Below are 13,310 nucleotides of genomic sequence, written 5' to 3' on the forward strand. Positions count from 1 at the left end.
GTGCTATGCGGAGACTGCGATGACTGAATCCAATGAGCGTGACGAACGCCACCTGGCGCGTATGCAGCGCAAGAAGGCGGTGATCGACGAGCGTATTGCCAATGCGCCGAACGAGTGCGGTTTGCTGCTGGTGCTCAGCGGCAATGGCAAAGGTAAAAGCAGCTCCGCTTTCGGCATGCTGGCCCGGGCCATGGGCCACGGTATGCAGTGTGGCGTGGTGCAGTTCATCAAGGGCCGCAACAGCACTGGCGAAGAACTGTTCTTCCGGCGCTTTCCAGAGCAGGTGCGTTACCACGTGATGGGCGAGGGATTCACCTGGGAAACCCAGGACCGCCAACGCGATATTGCCGCCGCTGAAGCTGCCTGGGCGGTGTCGCGTCAACTGCTGCAAGACCCGGCCATTACCTTTGTGGTGCTGGATGAACTGAACATCGCCCTCAAACACGGCTACCTCGACCTGGAGCAGGTGCTCAGCGACCTGCAGGCGCGCCCGCCGATGCAGCACGTGATTGTCACCGGGCGTGGCGCCAAAGACGAAATGATCGAACTGGCCGACACCGTCACCGAGATGGGCATGATCAAGCACGCCTTTCAGGCAGGCATCCGCGCCCAGAAAGGCGTTGAGCTATGAGTGACACGCGCCACTGCCCGGCGGTGCTGATCGCCGCCCCGGCCTCTGGTCAGGGCAAGACCACCGTGACCGCCGCTCTGGCGCGGTTGCACCGCAATCTCGGGCGCAAGGTGCGGGTGTTCAAGTGCGGCCCGGACTTTCTGGACCCGATGATCCTAGAACGGGCCAGCGGCGCCCCGGTGTACCAGCTGGACCTGTGGATGGTCGGTGAGCAGGAAAGCCGTCGGCTGCTCTGGGAGGCAGCAGGTGAGGCCGATCTGATTCTGATCGAAGGGGTCATGGGTTTGTTCGACGGCACGCCATCGAGCGCTGACCTGGCCCGGCATTTTGCCGTGCCTGTGCTTGCGGTGATTGACGGGACCGCCATGGCCCAGACCTTCGGTGCACTGGCCCTGGGCCTGGCGCGCTACCAGCCGGACTTGCCGTTTGCAGGCGTGCTGGCCAACCGTGTCGGTACCTTGCGTCATGCGCAGTTGCTTGAAGGCAGCCTGACCGAAGGGCTGCGTTGGTACGGTGGCCTGTCGCGGGAAACCGGGATCGAGCTGCCAAGCCGCCACCTGGGCCTGGTGCAGGCCAGTGAACTCAACGATCTGGATGTGCGCCTGGACGCCGCCGCTGCGGCGCTGGCAGCCAGTTGCGAGTCGTCGTTGCCGCCGGCTGTGGCCTTCGCTGCGCCGAGCGTGCAGGTCATCGAACCCTTGCTCGAGGGCGTAACCGTCGCTGTGGCCCGGGATGAGGCGTTTGCCTTTACCTATGGCGCCAACCTCGAGCTGCTGCGCGCCATGGGCGCCGAGCTGAAGTTCTTTTCACCGCTGCATGATCGTACGCTGCCGCAGACCGACAGCCTGTACCTGCCGGGTGGCTATCCGGAGCTGCATCACCAGGCGCTGGCTGCCAACACCTCGATGCTGGCGGCGATTCGCGATCATCACCAGGCCGGCAAGCCGGTGCTGGCAGAGTGTGGCGGCATGCTCTACCTGCTGGAGAGCCTCACCGATGTCGCGGGTACGCGTGCCGAGTTGCTCGGCCTGTTGGCAGGCGAGGCGGTCATGCAGAAGCGCCTGGCTGCCCTGGCGTTGCAAGCGGTGGAGTTGCCGGAGGGCACCTTGCGCGGGCACACCTACCACCATTCGCTGACCACCACCGAGTTGCAGCCGATTGCCCGCGGGCACAGCCCCAATGGCGGGCGCGGTGCCGAGGCGGTCTACCGTCAGGGCCGCTTGACGGCGTCCTACGTGCATTTCTACTTTGCTTCCAACCCCCATGCGGCGGCGGCGCTGTTGGCGCCATGAGCGATCAGGCTTTCAGCGATGCCGAGCGCGCCGCGGTGTACCGCGCCATCGGCGAACGCCGCGACATGCGCCATTTCATCAAGGGCGAGGTAGCCCCTGAGCTGCTGGCGCGCCTGCTGGCGGCGGCGCATCAGGCCCCCAGTGTCGGGCTGATGCAGCCCTGGCGTTTTATCCGCATCACCGACCAGGCCTTGCGCCAGCGTATACAGGCGCAGGTGGAAGCCGAGCGGGTGCGCACGGCCGAGGCGTTGGGCGAGCGTTCGGATGAGTTCATGAAACTCAAGGTCGAAGGCATCAGCGAGTGCGCTGAGTTGCTGGTGGCCGCCTTGATGGATGACCGTGAGAAGCACATTTTCGGCCGCCGCACCTTGCCGGAGATGGACCTCGCTTCGCTGTCCTGCGCAATCCAGAACCTGTGGCTGGCGGCGCGTGCCGAAGGGTTGGGCATGGGCTGGGTGTCGTTGTTCGAACCTCAGGCGTTGGCCGAGCTGTTGCACATGCCGGCGGGCGCCAAGCCGCTGGCGATTCTGTGCCTGGGCCCGGTCCGGGCGTTTTACCCGGCGCCGATGCTGGTGCTGGAGGGCTGGGCTGCCGAGCGCCCGCTGAGCGACATGCTCTTTGAAAACCAGTGGGGAGAGTCTTGATGAGTGTGGCGTTGCTGACCGTTGCCGGTGTAGCGCTGGATGCGCTGCTGGGCGAGCCCCGGCGTCGGCATCCGTTGGTGGCTTTCGGGCGTCTGGCCGGGCGCCTGGAGCAGCGTTTCAACGCCGGGGGATGTGGCTGGCGCAGCCACGGCGTCACGGCCTGGTTTCTGGCAGTGATTCCCCTGACCTTGTTGGCCACCTTACTGTCCTGGCTGCCCTACATCGGCTGGCTGGTGGAAATTCTGGCGCTGTACTGCGCGCTGGGGCTGCGCAGTTTGGGCGAACACGTGACCCCGGTTGCCGCCGCATTGCGTGCCGGTGATCTGGAGCAGGCACGCCAGCGCGTGGGCTATCTGGTCAGCCGCGAAACCCGCGAGCTGGACGAAACCGCCGTGGCACGCGCCGCCACCGAATCGGTGTTGGAGAACGGCAGCGATGCGGTGTTTGCAGCGCTGTTCTGGTTTGTCGTGGCGGGCGCGCCGGGTGTGGTGCTCTATCGCCTGAGCAACACCCTGGACGCCATGTGGGGTTACCGTAACGAGCGCTTCGAGCGTTTTGGCTGGGCGGCGGCGCGTATCGATGATGTGCTCAACTACATTCCGGCACGCCTGGTGGCGTTGACCTACGCTCTGCTCGGCAAGACCCGACTGGCCCTGAGCTGCTGGCGCCGTCAGGCACCGCTGTGGGACAGCCCCAATGCCGGGCCGGTGATGGCCGCTGGCGCGGGCGCCCTGGGTGTCGAACTGGGCGGCCCGGCGGTGTACCACGGTGAATTGCACGAACGCCCGCAACTGGGCGAAGGTCCGGCGGCGGATGCCGACGCCATCGAGCGTGGCTGGCGTCTGGTGTGTCAGGGTGTGTGGTTGTGGTTGCTGCTGATGTGCCTGGGGGCTGAACTCTATGCTTGAACACGGTGGGCGCCTGCAACGCGCCGTGCAGCACTACGGCATTGCCCGGGAGCAATGGCTGGACCTGTCCAGCGGCATTGCCCCGTGGTCGTTTGCCATTCCAGAGATTCCACTGCGTGCCTGGGCGCGCTTGCCCGAGACCGACGATGGCCTGGAGCAGGCCGCCGCCGGGTATTACGGTGTCGAGCACCTGCTGGCGGTCGCCGGTTCCCAGGCCGCGATTCAGGCCTTGCCCCAGCTACGCGCGCGCGGCACGGTGGGCGTGCTGTCGCCGTGTTACGCCGAGCATGCCGAGGGCTGGCGCCGTGCCGGGCATCAGGTGCTCGAACTGCGCAGTGAGGAGGTCGATGAGATGCTCGACAGCCTTGATGTGCTGGTGGTGGTCAACCCCAACAACCCAACCGGTTGCCTGCATCCGGCTGCACAGTTGCTGGGCTGGCACCAGCGTCTGGCGCGGCGCGGCGGTTGGTTGCTGGTCGATGAAGCGTTCATGGACAACAGCCCGCAGCACAGCATTGGCGCCCATGCCCAGCAGGCGGGGCTGATCGTACTGCGCTCGTTTGGCAAGTTCTTCGGCCTGGCCGGGGTGCGGTTGGGCTTCGTGCTGGCGGAGCCGCTGCTGTTGCAACGCCTGGCGGAATTGCTGGGGCCCTGGACCGTCAGCGGGCCGACGCGAACGCTGGGCCAGGCGTGTTTGCTCGACAACGCCGCGCACCAGCAGCAGATCGCTCGTTGTGCCGCTGCCAGCCAACGCTTGGCCGCTTTGCTGAGCCGGGTCGGCTTTGCCCCGACGGGGGGCTGTGATCTGTTCCAGTATCGGGTGATTGATCAGGCTGCACAGGTGCATGAGTTCATGGCCCAGCGCGGCATCCTGCTGCGGCTGTTCAGCCAGCCCGCCAGCCTGCGCTTCGGCCTGCCAGCCACTGATGCGGATTTTCAGCGCCTGGAACAGGCACTCAACGATTACTGCAAGGAAACACCATGACGACCCTGATGGTGCAGGGCACCACCTCCGATGCAGGCAAAAGCACACTGGTGACCGCGCTGTGCCGCTGGTTGCTGCGTCAAGGCGTGGCAGTGGTGCCGTTCAAACCGCAGAACATGGCGCTCAACAGTGCGGTGACTGCCGACGGTGGCGAGATTGGCCGGGCTCAGGCGGTTCAGGCCCAGGCAGCGCGGCTGGCGCCGCACACCGACATGAACCCGGTACTGCTCAAGCCCAACAGCGACACCGGCGCTCAAGTCATCGTTCACGGCCGTGCCGTTACCAGCATGAATGCCGTGGCGTACCACGACTACAAGGTTATCGCCATGCAGGCGGTGCTGGACTCGCACCAGCGTCTGGCTGCGCAGTACCCGGTGGTGATGGTGGAAGGGGCAGGCTCACCCGCAGAGATCAACCTGCGCGCTGGCGATATCGCCAACATGGGCTTTGCCGAGGCGGTGGACTGCCCGGTGATCCTGGTTGCCGACATCAACCGCGGTGGCGTGTTCGCCCATCTGGTCGGCACCCTGGAACTGCTGTCGCCCAGTGAGCAGGCGCGGGTCAAAGGTTTTGTGATCAACCGTTTCCGTGGCGACATTGCCTTGCTGCAGCCCGGCCTGGACTGGCTGGAGGCGCGTACCGGCAAACCAGTGCTCGGGGTGCTGCCTTACGTGATGGACCTGCACCTGGAAGCCGAAGATGGTATCGACCAGCGCCAGGGCGACAAGGTTGCACGCGCCCTCAAGGTGATCGTGCCGGTACTGCCACGCATCAGCAACCACACTGACTTCGACCCGTTGCGCCTGCACCCGCAAGTCGACCTGCAGTTCATCGGCCCGGGTGATTCGATTCCCCCCGCAGACTTGATCATCTTGCCAGGCTCCAAAAGCGTACGCGGCGATCTGGCGCAGTTGCGTGCCCGCGGCTGGGACCAGGCCATCACTCGCCATCTACGCTACGGTGGCAAGGTCCTGGGGATCTGCGGTGGCCTGCAGATGCTCGGCAAGCGAGTGGACGATCCGCTCGGCCTGGAAGGTCCGGCCGGTAGCAGCGAGGGGTTGGGCCTGTTCGATTTCGTCACGGTGTTGGAGGCGCAAAAACAACTGCGCAACGTTGCCGGTACCTTGCAGTTGGAGCAGGCGCCGATCAGCGGTTATGAAATTCACGCCGGGGTGACGCAGGGCGCGGCGCTGGAGCAGCCTGCGGTGCAACTGGCGGATGGACGCAGCGATGGCGCCATCAGTGCCGACGGGCAGATTCTGGCGACCTACCTGCATGGCCTGTTCGAGAGCCCGCAGTCGTGCGCGGCGTTGTTGCGCTGGGCGGGTTTGCACGAGGTCGAGCAGGTTGATTATCAGGCGCTGCGTGAGCGTGATATCGAACGCCTGGCTGATCTGGTCGAGCAGCACCTGGATACCATCCAACTACGGCAACTGTGCGGGCTGAACTGACATGCTCAATCTGATTCTCGGCGGTGCCCGTTCCGGCAAGAGCCGCCTGGCCGAGCAATTGGCCGAACGCAGCGGCTTGCCGGTGACCTACATCGCCACCAGCGAGCCGCTGGACGGTGAAATGAATGCCCGGGTGCAACTGCACCGTGAGCGTCGCCCGGCCAGTTGGGGGCTGATCGAGGAGCCGCTGGCCCTGGCGCAGGTGCTGCGCGCCAATGCCAGCGCCGATCGCTGCCTGCTGGTTGACTGCCTGACCCTGTGGCTGACCAACCTGCTGATGCTGGACAACCCCGAGCGCCTGCTCGCTGAGCGCACGGCGTTGCTCGAGTGCCTCGACACGCTTCCGGGCGAGATCATTCTGGTCAGCAACGAGACCGGTCTGGGCGTGGTGCCACTGGGTGAGCTGACGCGTCGCTATGTCGATGAAGCCGGCTGGCTGCACCAGGCCATTGCCGAGCGCTGCCAGCGGGTAGTGCTGGCGGTCGCTGGTCTGCCACTTACTTTGAAAGGAACCGCACCATGAGTCAGACCTGGTGGCTTGATGCCTGCCGTGCCGTCGATCCTGCTGCCCGCCAGCAGGCGTTGGCGCGTCAGCAACAATTGACCAAACCCAGCGGCTCGCTTGGCCGCCTGGAGTCGCTTGCGGTGCAACTTGCCGGACTGCAGGGGCAACTCAAGCCCAGTGTGGAACAGGTCAGCATTGCGATCTTCGCCGGTGACCATGGCGTGGTGGCCGAAGGCATTTCCGCCTATCCGCAGGCGGTCACCGGGCAGATGCTGCAGAATTTTGTCGCCGGTGGCGCGGCGATCAGCGTGCTGGCGCGTCAGCTCAATGCCCAGCTGGAAGTCGTTGACCTGGGCACCATCGACCCGGACCTGAACCTGCCGGGTGTGCGTCACCTGCGCGTGGGGCCCGGTACAGCGAACTTTGCCAAGGCCCCGGCGATGACCCGTGAGCAGGGCCTGCAGGCGCTGCAGGGCGGGCGAGACGCTGCCTTGCGTGCTGCCGCCTGTGGCGCCCGGCTGTTCATTGGCGGTGAGATGGGCATTGGCAACACCACCGCTGCCAGCGCACTCGCATGTGCCTTGCTGGGCTGCCCGGCCAGCGAACTCAGTGGCCCGGGTACCGGCCTGGATGGCGCAGGGGTTGCGCATAAGGCCGAGGTTATCGAGCGGGCGTTGGCACTGCACGCAGGCCTGGCAGATGACCCGTTGCGGCGCTTGTTCTGCTTTGGCGGCTTTGAAATCGCCGCCTTGGTAGGGGCTTATCTGGGCTGCGCGCAAGCCGGAGTCGCGGTACTGGTTGATGGTTTTATCTGCACGGTCGCTGCGTTGGTGGCTGTGCGCCTCAACCCGGATTGCCGTGACTGGCTGTTGTTTGGCCACTGCGGCGCTGAGCCTGGGCATCGCCGGGTGCTGGACGCGTTGCAGGCCGAGCCGCTGCTGGCGCTGGGCTTGCGCCTGGGCGAGGGCAGTGGCGCGGCGCTGGCGGTGCCGTTGCTGCGCCTGGCCTGCGACCTGCACGGGCAAATGGCGACTTTCGCCGAAGCGGCCGTGGCGGATCGCCCGGCATGATCATCGACCTGTTGCGCCACGGCGAAACCGAACTTGGTGGCGGGCTGCGCGGTAGCCTGGATGATGCGCTGACCGCCAAGGGCTGGGCGCAGATGCAGGCCGCAGTGGACACGGCCGGGCCCTGGCAGGTCTTGGTCAGTTCCCCGTTGCAGCGTTGCGCACGATTTGCCCAGTTGCTGGGTGAGCAGCGAGGCCTGCCGGTGCACTTGGCGCCCGGGCTGCAAGAGTTGCATTTTGGTGAGTGGGAAGGGCGTAGCGCCGCTGACTTGATGCTCACCCACGAGCAGCAATTGGGTCAGTTCTGGGCTGACCCCTACAGCTTCACCCCGCCAGCGGGAGAGCCGGTCAGCGACTTTTCTGCGCGTGTACTGACGGCACTTGCCGCCTTGCGTGCTGAGTATGCCGGCAAGCATGTGTTGCTGGTCACCCACGGCGGTGTGATGCGCCTGTTGCTGGCGCGTGCCAGGGGCTTGCCGCGTGAACAACTGCTGCAAGTAGAAGTCGGCCATGGCGCCCTGTGCCGCCTTGAAGTGCTGGCCGATGGCACTCTGCGAGAAGCGCTCTAAGATGCTGGCGTTCTGGATAGCCCTGCAATTTCTAAGCAGCCTGCCTGTACGCCTGCCGGGGATGCCGACAGCCGAGCAGATGGGGCGCTCGCTGCTGTTTTACCCAGCGGTGGGATTCGTGTTTGGCGTGCTGCTGTGGGGGCTGAATACCGCACTCGACGGCAGCCCGCTGCTGTTGCACACGGCCCTGTTGCTCAGTGCCTGGGTGCTGCTCAGTGGCGCCTTGCACCTTGATGGCCTGGCCGACAGTGCCGATGCCTGGTTAGGCGGCTTCGGTGACCGCGAACGCACCCTGCAGATCATGAAAGACCCACGCAGCGGGCCGATCGCGGTGGTGACTCTGGTGCTGGTGTTGCTGCTCAAGTTCTGCGCCTTGTTGGTGTTGGTCGAGCGTGGCCAAGGGCTGTTGTTGATGGTAGCGCCACTTTTGGGCCGAACCGCCATGCTCGGGCTGTTTCTCACCACACCGTATGTGCGCGCAGGTGGATTGGGACAGGCGCTGGCCGAGCATCTGCCGCGACGCAGTGGCTGGTGGGTACTGCTGGCCAGTGGCGTGCTGTGTTTGGGCCTGACAGGCCCGCAAGGTCTGTATGTGCTGGCTGCGGCGGGCGTCGTGTTTTTCTGCTTGCGTCGCTTGATGATGCGTCGACTGGGCGGAACCACCGGCGATACTGCTGGCGCGTTACTGGAGTTGCTGGAGTTGGCGGTGTTGCTAAGTCTGGCGTTGTAGTCGAGCAGGAAATGCTTGCACCTGAATAGATGCGGGTATATACACGTATTCATGTTGACCAGCGAATGCATCTGCACCCACCTGCGTCGAGCGGCCCGTGGGGTTAGCCGACATTACGACGAGGCCCTCGAAGGCTTCGGGATCAACGTCGCGCAGTTTTCCCTGTTGCGTCATTTGCGCCGCCTCGATCAGCCGAGCATTTCCACCCTGGCCGAGGCCATGGGGCTGGATCGCAGTACCCTGGGGCGTAACCTGCGGGTGCTGGAAGCTGAAGGGCTGGTGGCCTTAGCCGAAGGCCGTGATTTGCGTAATCGTCTGGTATTGCTGACAGCGCAGGGCCATGAACGTCTGTGCCTGGCAGAGCCAGCGTGGGAAAAGGCGCAGATCAGTTTGATCGACACCTTGGGTGAAGGCCAGCGTGATGAGCTGGTGCGTTTGCTGGAGCTGCTTGCTTGAGCTTTTTCCGACCTAAAGCGGGTATATACCCGCATAACCTTGCGGTGCTGTGGAGAAAACAATAATGACATCGGTATGGCGAACCAGTGGGTGGATTCTCCTCGGCGCAGCGTTGATTCTGGCGCTGTCGCTGGGCGTGCGGCATGGCTTCGGCCTGTTTCTGGCGCCGATGAGTGCCGAGTTTGGCTGGGGGCGTGAAGTGTTCGCCTTCGCCATAGCCTTGCAGAACCTGATCTGGGGCCTGGCGCAACCCTTTGCCGGAGCCCTGGCTGATCGCCTGGGCGCGGCGAAAGTAGTGATGGTCGGCGGCATTCTCTACGCCACCGGGCTGGTGCTGATGGGCATGTCCGATTCGGCGCTCACCCTGTCATTGAGCGCTGGCTTGTTGATTGGTATTGGCCTGTCCGGCACCTCGTTTTCGGTGATTCTCGGTGTGGTTGGCCGCGCGGTACCGGCGGAGAAACGCAGCATGGCCATGGGTATTGCCAGCGCGGCGGGGTCGTTCGGTCAGTTCGCCATGTTGCCGGGCACCCTTGGCCTGATTGGTTGGCTGGGCTGGTCGGCGGCCTTGCTGGTGCTGGGCTTGCTGGTGGCGTTCATTGTGCCGATGGTGAGCTTGTTGAAAGACCGTCCACTGCCGAGCAACGGTGCCGAGCAGAGCCTTGGTCAGGCGCTGCGTGAAGCCTGTTCGCATTCCGGCTTCTGGCTGCTGGCGCTGGGCTTTTTCGTTTGTGGTTTCCAGGTGGTGTTCATCGGTGTCCACCTACCGGCCTACTTGGTCGATCAGCACCTGCCGGCCACCATTGGTACCACGGTGCTGGCCTTGGTGGGGCTGTTCAATATTGTCGGCACCTACACCGCAGGTTGGCTGGGCGGGCGGATGTCCAAGCCGCGCCTGCTGACGGCGCTTTATCTGTTGCGCGCGGTAGTGATTGTGTTGTTCCTGTGGGCGCCGGTGACACAGTTCAGCGCTTACCTGTTCGGCATTGCCATGGGCTTGCTGTGGCTGTCGACCGTGCCGCTGACCAACGGTACAGTCGCCACGCTGTTCGGCGTGCGCAACCTGTCGATGCTCGGCGGTATCGTGTTCCTGTTCCATCAATTGGGGGCATTTCTGGGCGGTTGGCTGGGTGGCGTGGTGTACGACCAGACCGGCAACTACGACCTGGTCTGGCAGATCTCGATCCTGCTCAGCCTGTTGGCCGCAGCGCTTAACTGGCCGGTGCGGGAGCGTCCGGTGGCGCGCTTGCAGGCGCAAGCGGCATGAGCCGCGTGGCGCTGCGCGGGCTGCTGGCCCTGGCCGCACTGCTGCTACTGCTGCTGGTGTGGTGGGGCTGGCAAGAGGGCGGCCTGGCGTTGATGCAGTTGGGCATGGGCGTGTGCTAAGCGTATCCTCAATGGCAGATGCCGGCTCAAAGGAGAGACAACAATGCGCACACGCTGGATATTGGTTCCGCTGTTCACCCTGATGGCTGCGGCAGGCGCGCAGGCGGCTGGGTGTCCAGCGCTGTATGAAACGCAAGGCAGCCTGCCGGAACTGCGGGGCAAGGAGCAGCTCGACCTGTGCAAACGCTTTGCCGGTAAGCCGCTGGTGGTGGTCAATACCGCCAGCTATTGCGGTTTCGCGCCTCAGTTCGAAGGCCTGGAAAGTGTCTACAAGGCTTATCATGAGCAGGGTCTGGAAATGCTTGGGGTGCCGTCCAATGACTTCAAGCAAGAGGACACTGACGCCGAAAAAACTGCCAAGGTGTGTTATGCCAACTACGGCGTAACCTTCACCATGACCAAGGCCCAGCCGGTGCGGGGCAGTGACGCCATTCCACTGTTCAAGAAGCTCGCCGACCAGAGCAGCGCGCCGAAGTGGAACTTCTACAAGTATGTGGTCGATCGCCAGGGCAAGGTGGTTGCCAGTTTTTCCAGCCTGACCAAGCCGGACGACCCTGAGTTTACCGCCGCGATCGAGAAAGCCATTGCTTCGCAGCCCTGACATCCGCATATAAAAAAACCGCCGATATCGGCGGTTTTTTGTGTTGCCAGCGTTGAATCAGAAGCGGTAGGTGAGCGACGCACCCAGGCCGTGAGCGCTGTTCTCGTACTTGGCCTTGTAGGTGCCCTTGGTTTGGCTGGCCAGGTTGACCTTGGTGTCTTCTTCCCACAGGTAGGAGTAGGCCAGGTCGATGGTCATGTCTTCGTTCGGGCTGTAGCCGGCACCGAAGCTGATGACCTTGCGGTCGCCAGTTGGAATGCGTGGCGAACGGTCGTGGTTGTTGGTTGGCGACTGGTCGACGGTGAAACCGGTGCGCAGTACCCACTCTTTGTTCAGCTTGTACGAAGCACCGATGGCGTGAGCCCAGGTGTCGTGCCAGTTCTGGTCTTCGCTGATGGTGCCGAACTGAGGATTCAGTGGCGCAGGCACATCGTTGTTTACCGTGATCGCTTCCAGGCGGCTCCAGCGAGTCCAGGTGCTGCCCGCGTAGAGGGTCCACTGATCATCCAGCTCGTGGGTGACCGACATGTCGACCGACTCTGGGGTTTTGATCTTCAGCTCAGCGTCGAACTTGCTGCCGCTGAACGGGCCGATCAGGGCGTTGTTGATCTTGGTGTTACCTTCGAGCTTGTAATCGACCATCGAGTGGTAGGTCAGGCCGACGCGGGTTTTGTCGGTGGCCTGGACGAGCACACCGATGTTGTAACCAACGGCGGTATCGTCACCTTTGATCTTCACTTCACCATCATTGGAACCCGGGGTGAAGGGGTTGATGGTGTTGGAGCTCAGCTCGCCCTTGATCTTGTTGATGGTCGGGCCGAAACCGATCGACACCTTGTCGTTGAAGGCGTAGCTGACGGTTGGCTGGAAGGTGACGACTTCAACGTAGCTTTTCTTGCCGTAGTAGCGGCTGGCAGCAGTGCTTTCGTAGTCGGTTACCAGGCCGAATGGGACGTAGACACCGAAGCCGACGCTCCAGTTGTCATCCAGCGGCTTGACGTAGTAACCCATAGGCACGCCCACGAAAGGCACCATGTCGCCATCGGTAGTGCCGCCTGGGAAGCCGCCACCGGAGATGTCGGACTTGGCAATCACGGCTGCGCCACCAACGGTAACCTGTTCACGTTTCAGGCGCGACATACCGGCAGGGTTGCCGAATACGGTGCTGGCATCATCGGCAGAAGACGAACGCCCCGCGAAACCTGTGCCCATGCCGCTGACGCTTTGTTCGTTAAGGGCAAAGCCGCTGGCGAACAGTTGAGTCGAGGCAAGAGTGATGGCGAGGCCGAGAGACGATTTGAGCATTACTTTTTTCATTATTAGAACTCCTTGGGATCTCCGGGGCGAAAATTACCAACATTTCGCCCGCAGCGCTATAGGCTGTATCGCAGGAGATAGAGCGGTTTTGTAGGACAATCCAACCAGATTGGTAGGAGTTTTCCGAATGTGGGTTTCAGTGACTATCAGCAGGCCTGAAGAGTCACAGGGGCGATGCAGGTTTGCCAGGCGCAAGTGAAATCGCGCAGGCGTCCCTGAGGTTGGAAAGTCTGGCGCCAGATACGTGCCAGACCGAGCAGATCGTCGGCATCGGGGAGTTGCGGGGCTTGTTCTTCGATCAGCATCCAGGCGATGGCCGTGGCGTAGCGCAGGTTGACGGTCAGTTCCAGGTGCGGGCCGCTGAGGAAGGCGTGCTGGCTGGCCAGGCCGCGCACCAGGCTGGCCAGTTCCGGGTCACGGGCCAGAAATTGGTCCCAGATACTTTGGTGGCGCAACTCGCCAATTCGGTACAGCCCGTGGCCGCGTCGATCATGCAGGGCAGAGCCTAGTGCTGACTGGCTGGCTGCAACACCGAGCAACAAAGCTTCGGCGCTTGCGCAGTGGCGGCCCAGGTAGATCAGGGTCGGGCGGATGACAAATTGGCTTAACTCGCTCGCGGCGATACCCATAACACCCTCGAACTTGAATTTGACCGGCGGACGCTGGAGCTTGGCAGCTGGAGAGTCGGTCAGGTCCGCCGGAAGCGGTGCTGGCCGCTTGAGTTGAAGTGTAGTGTCATCTTCGCGCTGTAAAGGGCTGTTTTTAAAA

16 protein-coding genes are annotated in these 13,310 nt (G+C 63.4%); 14 read left to right on the forward strand and 2 right to left on the reverse strand.

The annotated features are described in order from the left end of the window. Positions 1-19: 19 nt before the first annotated feature. The 14 genes from cobO (at position 20) to ACP6KB_RS06930 (ending at position 11,225) form a co-directional block, all read left to right on the forward strand. Positions 20-631: a cob(I)yrinic acid a,c-diamide adenosyltransferase gene (gene cobO, locus ACP6KB_RS06865; protein ID WP_442112785.1), complete on the forward strand. Its 612-nt coding sequence runs from the start codon at positions 20-22 to the stop codon at positions 629-631. Further along, the gene (locus tag ACP6KB_RS06870) at positions 628-1,923 is read left to right on the forward strand and encodes a cobyrinate a,c-diamide synthase (protein ID WP_442112787.1); all 1,296 of its coding nucleotides are present in this window, start codon (positions 628-630) and stop codon (positions 1,921-1,923) included. Before cobO ends, ACP6KB_RS06870 begins: the two co-directional genes overlap by 4 nt. After that, positions 1,920-2,567, forward strand: a complete 648-nt coding sequence (gene bluB / locus ACP6KB_RS06875) for a 5,6-dimethylbenzimidazole synthase (protein ID WP_442112789.1) — start codon at positions 1,920-1,922, stop codon at positions 2,565-2,567. Before ACP6KB_RS06870 ends, bluB begins: the two co-directional genes overlap by 4 nt. Next, on the forward strand, positions 2,567-3,475 hold the full coding sequence (cbiB, locus tag ACP6KB_RS06880; protein ID WP_442112791.1) for an adenosylcobinamide-phosphate synthase CbiB: 909 nt from the start codon (positions 2,567-2,569) through the stop codon (positions 3,473-3,475). Before bluB ends, cbiB begins: the two co-directional genes overlap by 1 nt. Continuing rightward, complete coding sequence (gene cobD / locus ACP6KB_RS06885; protein ID WP_442112793.1) at positions 3,468-4,460, forward strand: threonine-phosphate decarboxylase CobD; 993 nt, start codon at positions 3,468-3,470, stop codon at positions 4,458-4,460. The genes cbiB and cobD overlap by 8 nt, the downstream gene beginning before the upstream one ends. Beyond that, complete coding sequence (locus tag ACP6KB_RS06890; protein ID WP_442112795.1) at positions 4,457-5,911, forward strand: cobyric acid synthase; 1,455 nt, start codon at positions 4,457-4,459, stop codon at positions 5,909-5,911. Before cobD ends, ACP6KB_RS06890 begins: the two co-directional genes overlap by 4 nt. A 1-nt stretch (position 5,912) precedes the next feature. Continuing rightward, on the forward strand, positions 5,913-6,434 hold the full coding sequence (gene cobU / locus ACP6KB_RS06895; RefSeq protein WP_442112797.1) for a bifunctional adenosylcobinamide kinase/adenosylcobinamide-phosphate guanylyltransferase: 522 nt from the start codon (positions 5,913-5,915) through the stop codon (positions 6,432-6,434). After that, positions 6,431-7,486, forward strand: coding sequence for a nicotinate-nucleotide--dimethylbenzimidazole phosphoribosyltransferase (gene cobT / locus ACP6KB_RS06900; protein ID WP_442112799.1), 1,056 nt, complete (start codon positions 6,431-6,433; stop codon positions 7,484-7,486). The genes cobU and cobT overlap by 4 nt, the downstream gene beginning before the upstream one ends. Continuing rightward, positions 7,483-8,052: an alpha-ribazole phosphatase family protein gene (gene cobC, locus ACP6KB_RS06905; RefSeq protein ID WP_442112801.1), complete on the forward strand. Its 570-nt coding sequence runs from the start codon at positions 7,483-7,485 to the stop codon at positions 8,050-8,052. Before cobT ends, cobC begins: the two co-directional genes overlap by 4 nt. Position 8,053: 1 nt before the next feature. Continuing rightward, positions 8,054-8,782: an adenosylcobinamide-GDP ribazoletransferase gene (locus ACP6KB_RS06910; RefSeq protein WP_442114267.1), complete on the forward strand. Its 729-nt coding sequence runs from the start codon at positions 8,054-8,056 to the stop codon at positions 8,780-8,782. Between the two features lie 51 nt (positions 8,783-8,833). Further along, a complete protein-coding gene (locus ACP6KB_RS06915) occupies positions 8,834-9,238 on the forward strand; it encodes a MarR family winged helix-turn-helix transcriptional regulator (protein ID WP_442112803.1) in 405 nt (134 codons plus the stop codon). A 64-nt stretch (positions 9,239-9,302) separates the two neighbouring features. Then, positions 9,303-10,505, forward strand: coding sequence for an MFS transporter (locus tag ACP6KB_RS06920; protein ID WP_442112805.1), 1,203 nt, complete (start codon positions 9,303-9,305; stop codon positions 10,503-10,505). Continuing rightward, positions 10,502-10,624 (forward strand): hypothetical protein, encoded by a 123-nt coding sequence (locus ACP6KB_RS06925; protein WP_442112807.1) that lies wholly within the window; start codon positions 10,502-10,504, stop codon positions 10,622-10,624. Before ACP6KB_RS06920 ends, ACP6KB_RS06925 begins: the two co-directional genes overlap by 4 nt. A 43-nt stretch (positions 10,625-10,667) precedes the next feature. Next, positions 10,668-11,225, forward strand: coding sequence for a glutathione peroxidase (locus ACP6KB_RS06930; RefSeq protein WP_442112809.1), 558 nt, complete (start codon positions 10,668-10,670; stop codon positions 11,223-11,225). A gap of 57 nt (positions 11,226-11,282) precedes the next feature. Here ACP6KB_RS06930 and ACP6KB_RS06935 read toward each other — a convergent pair whose 3' ends face one another. Then, on the reverse strand, positions 11,283-12,542 hold the full coding sequence (locus ACP6KB_RS06935) for an OmpP1/FadL family transporter (RefSeq protein WP_442112811.1): 1,260 nt from the start codon (positions 12,540-12,542) through the stop codon (positions 11,283-11,285). 146 nt (positions 12,543-12,688) lie between these two features. Next, entirely contained in the window at positions 12,689-13,171 is a 483-nt protein-coding gene (locus ACP6KB_RS06940) for a hypothetical protein (protein WP_442112813.1), read from the reverse strand. Between the last annotated feature and the right edge of the window lie 139 nt (positions 13,172-13,310).

The sequence above is a fragment of the Pseudomonas sp. NUPR-001 genome (assembly GCF_052147955.1).
Lineage (GTDB): Bacteria > Pseudomonadota > Gammaproteobacteria > Pseudomonadales > Pseudomonadaceae > Aquipseudomonas.

What these genes read in the sequence shown, in the direction of transcription:
- cobO (WP_442112785.1), top strand. Translation starts at nt 20, where the DNA reads ATGACTGAATCCAATGAGCGTGACGAACGCCACCTGGCGCGTATGCAG.
- ACP6KB_RS06870 (WP_442112787.1), top strand. Translation starts at nt 628, where the DNA reads ATGAGTGACACGCGCCACTGCCCGGCGGTGCTGATCGCCGCCCCGGCC.
- bluB (WP_442112789.1), top strand. Translation starts at nt 1,920, where the DNA reads ATGAGCGATCAGGCTTTCAGCGATGCCGAGCGCGCCGCGGTGTACCGC.
- cbiB (WP_442112791.1), top strand. Translation starts at nt 2,567, where the DNA reads ATGAGTGTGGCGTTGCTGACCGTTGCCGGTGTAGCGCTGGATGCGCTG.
- cobD (WP_442112793.1), top strand. Translation starts at nt 3,468, where the DNA reads ATGCTTGAACACGGTGGGCGCCTGCAACGCGCCGTGCAGCACTACGGC.
- ACP6KB_RS06890 (WP_442112795.1), top strand. Translation starts at nt 4,457, where the DNA reads ATGACGACCCTGATGGTGCAGGGCACCACCTCCGATGCAGGCAAAAGC.
- cobU (WP_442112797.1), top strand. Translation starts at nt 5,913, where the DNA reads ATGCTCAATCTGATTCTCGGCGGTGCCCGTTCCGGCAAGAGCCGCCTG.
- cobT (WP_442112799.1), top strand. Translation starts at nt 6,431, where the DNA reads ATGAGTCAGACCTGGTGGCTTGATGCCTGCCGTGCCGTCGATCCTGCT.
- cobC (WP_442112801.1), top strand. Translation starts at nt 7,483, where the DNA reads ATGATCATCGACCTGTTGCGCCACGGCGAAACCGAACTTGGTGGCGGG.
- ACP6KB_RS06910 (WP_442114267.1), top strand. Translation starts at nt 8,054, where the DNA reads ATGCTGGCGTTCTGGATAGCCCTGCAATTTCTAAGCAGCCTGCCTGTA.
- ACP6KB_RS06915 (WP_442112803.1), top strand. Translation starts at nt 8,834, where the DNA reads ATGTTGACCAGCGAATGCATCTGCACCCACCTGCGTCGAGCGGCCCGT.
- ACP6KB_RS06920 (WP_442112805.1), top strand. Translation starts at nt 9,303, where the DNA reads ATGACATCGGTATGGCGAACCAGTGGGTGGATTCTCCTCGGCGCAGCG.
- ACP6KB_RS06925 (WP_442112807.1), top strand. Translation starts at nt 10,502, where the DNA reads ATGAGCCGCGTGGCGCTGCGCGGGCTGCTGGCCCTGGCCGCACTGCTG.
- ACP6KB_RS06930 (WP_442112809.1), top strand. Translation starts at nt 10,668, where the DNA reads ATGCGCACACGCTGGATATTGGTTCCGCTGTTCACCCTGATGGCTGCG.
- ACP6KB_RS06935 (WP_442112811.1), bottom strand. Translation starts at nt 12,542, where the DNA reads ATGAAAAAAGTAATGCTCAAATCGTCTCTCGGCCTCGCCATCACTCTT.
- ACP6KB_RS06940 (WP_442112813.1), bottom strand. Translation starts at nt 13,171, where the DNA reads ATGGGTATCGCCGCGAGCGAGTTAAGCCAATTTGTCATCCGCCCGACC.